Source organism: Henriciella sp. (genome assembly GCF_049649345.1).
Taxonomy (GTDB): domain Bacteria; phylum Pseudomonadota; class Alphaproteobacteria; order Caulobacterales; family Hyphomonadaceae; genus Henriciella.
Genome location: NZ_JBARZC010000063.1, coordinates 1 through 1679, shown reverse-complemented (window position 1 = coordinate 1679; position 1679 = coordinate 1). Strand labels below are relative to the sequence as shown.

Below are 1679 nucleotides of genomic sequence, written 5' to 3'. Positions count from 1 at the left end.
TGCGACGAGGACGGCGCATGGAGCGTGGCGGACGATGCTTTCGGCGTCGTTGCCCAGCAGGATGCGGCTCATCGCGTCGCCCGAGCGGTTTCCGATCACGATGAGGTCCGCGCCGATTTCTTCGGCCGGCATGATCGTTTCGCCGTCGGCGCGGCCGAAGCGCAGGTGGCTCTTCGTGAACTCGACGCCGGTTTCCCTGGCATCGACGGCAGGTGCTCGGGGCGGGACAGGTCGTTCATGCGGTTCTCCGTGGTACTGATCGATGTGTCGAAGTGGCCATTCCGCTACGCTGGCTCCGGATAGACGCGCTTGCGCGGATCATGGCCATCCGCGGTCATCCCGGCCTGTTGCCTCCGGGGGCAGCGCCTCGAAGTACGCAATCGCAATGCGTCTCCAGCGACGACAGAGCAGCAGAGGGATCGGCGGCCGCGACGTCGGGATCGAACCCGCATTTGACCGCATCCTCGACCGGCTCCCGCTCGATGTGCTCGTCGGCCATCCGTTCCAGCCGCGCCCGCTCCATGTCATCTGGATTGCCGAGCTTCGCGACAAGGCTCGCAACGCGGCGGCTATGGCGTGCCATCAGCGTAGATCCCGATCTGGGTGGCCTCGAAGCCGTTGACTTGGAATGTCATCGGGTTTCCTTCCAGCGTGGAATTGCGGTGGCGATCGCTACCGCTGAAACGCTGGCGGCAGGCTCTGCATCATCTTCTCCAGCGCTCCACCTCCACCACTTCCAGCGTCTGCTGGTGGCTCCCGGTCAGGGTAGTGAAACCGACGCCCTCCTGCAGCGTCAGCTCAACACGGGCAATCGCCGCAGTGACGGCCACCATGGCGTCGGCTGCATCACGGGCCGAGGCCATCCGGGGCAGGTCGACGACGACATGCGCGTCCTTCCGCGGCGGGTAGATCCGCTCCAGGCAGAGACGCAGAGCGGCGATGTCGCCCTCTAGCGCCATCTCGACTAACTTTCGGCTCAGCGCATCGGCCTCGCCGTCGAGGAGCTGCTCGACAGCCAGGCTGGCCTTGTGGCGAGCGCCGCGAGGCCGTCCGGGATTGCCGGCCGGTTCCCGTCATTCCGAAAGCGCTCGGGAGGTAGTATAGGAAGGCGACCTAATCCTTTCTCGGAAGCGCCCTGAAGCGGGCGAGCACATACGCCTTGAGCGTATCGCGACAGTCCATTTCCGCCCAGATACGCGCCTCTTCCATTGGATTCAGAAAGCCGGCGCGTGGCCATTCGGCGTGGCGCATGAGCGACTGGGCGAGTTCGCCGAGATCCTCTGGTCCCCGCTTCCTGAGGGCCGCCTCCGCAATGTCGTTCACTTCGCGCTCGTTGAGCAGCCCTGCCCCAAAATCGTGCCGGTATTCCTCAGGCTGCATCGGCTTTCTGCCCGTCGAGCGCGATCACGGTGCCGAGGCGCTCCTTGTTGATGAGCTGGCGGTCGATCGGCAGGTAGCGGTAAGCCATGCGGAGATCATTACCGATCGGTGCCGTCGCGCAGATCTGCCAGAACTGCGCAAACCCTTGCATCAAGGCCATCCGGAAGCTCGATTCGCGAGGCTCCTGCACGAGTTCGGATGGCCTGGGCGTTCATGGAGTCAAGCATCAATGCCGCCCGTTCCGAAGGCACAATGCCCTGTCGCAGGCGCGGTTCGGCATCAAAGCGCGCGGTGATCGC

5 protein-coding genes and 1 pseudogene are annotated in these 1679 nt (G+C 64.7%); 1 reads left to right on the top strand and 5 read right to left on the bottom strand.

What is annotated here, in order from left to right:
* Both WA989_RS01565 and WA989_RS01560 read right to left on the bottom strand, forming a co-directional pair.
* On the bottom strand, window positions 1–165 hold a 165-nt coding region (locus WA989_RS01565; RefSeq protein ID WP_424338774.1), incomplete at its 3' end, for a universal stress protein.
* A 169-nt stretch (window positions 166–334) separates the two neighbouring features.
* Window positions 335–583 carry a hypothetical protein gene (locus WA989_RS01560; protein ID WP_424338773.1) on the bottom strand — a complete coding sequence of 83 codons (249 nt, stop codon included), beginning with the start codon at window positions 581–583 and terminating at the stop codon, window positions 335–337.
* A 79-nt stretch (window positions 584–662) separates the two neighbouring features.
* On the opposite strand from WA989_RS01560, the gene WA989_RS01555 reads away from it, so the two are divergent.
* Window positions 663–953: a hypothetical protein gene (locus WA989_RS01555; RefSeq protein WP_424338772.1), complete on the top strand. Its 291-nt coding sequence runs from the start codon at window positions 663–665 to the stop codon at window positions 951–953.
* 6 nt (window positions 954–959) lie between these two features.
* On the opposite strand, the pseudogene WA989_RS01550 reads toward WA989_RS01555, so the two are convergent.
* The 3 genes and pseudogenes from WA989_RS01550 to WA989_RS01540 all read right to left on the bottom strand — a co-directional run.
* A pseudogene (locus tag WA989_RS01550) lies at window positions 960–1019 on the bottom strand (hypothetical protein); the annotation flags it as partial.
* 94 nt (window positions 1020–1113) lie between these two features.
* Entirely contained in the window at window positions 1114–1380 is a 267-nt protein-coding gene (locus WA989_RS01545) for a hypothetical protein (RefSeq protein ID WP_424338771.1), read from the bottom strand.
* A gap of 98 nt (window positions 1381–1478) precedes the next feature.
* On the bottom strand, window positions 1479–1679 hold a 201-nt coding region (locus WA989_RS01540; RefSeq protein ID WP_424338770.1), incomplete at its 5' end, for a hypothetical protein.

Coding starts and splice junctions, on each gene's coding strand:
- WA989_RS01560 (WP_424338773.1), bottom strand. CDS start 583: ATGGCACGCCATAGCCGCCGCGTTGCGAGCCTTGTCGCGAAGCTCGGC.
- WA989_RS01545 (WP_424338771.1), bottom strand. CDS start 1,380: ATGCAGCCTGAGGAATACCGGCACGATTTTGGGGCAGGGCTGCTCAAC.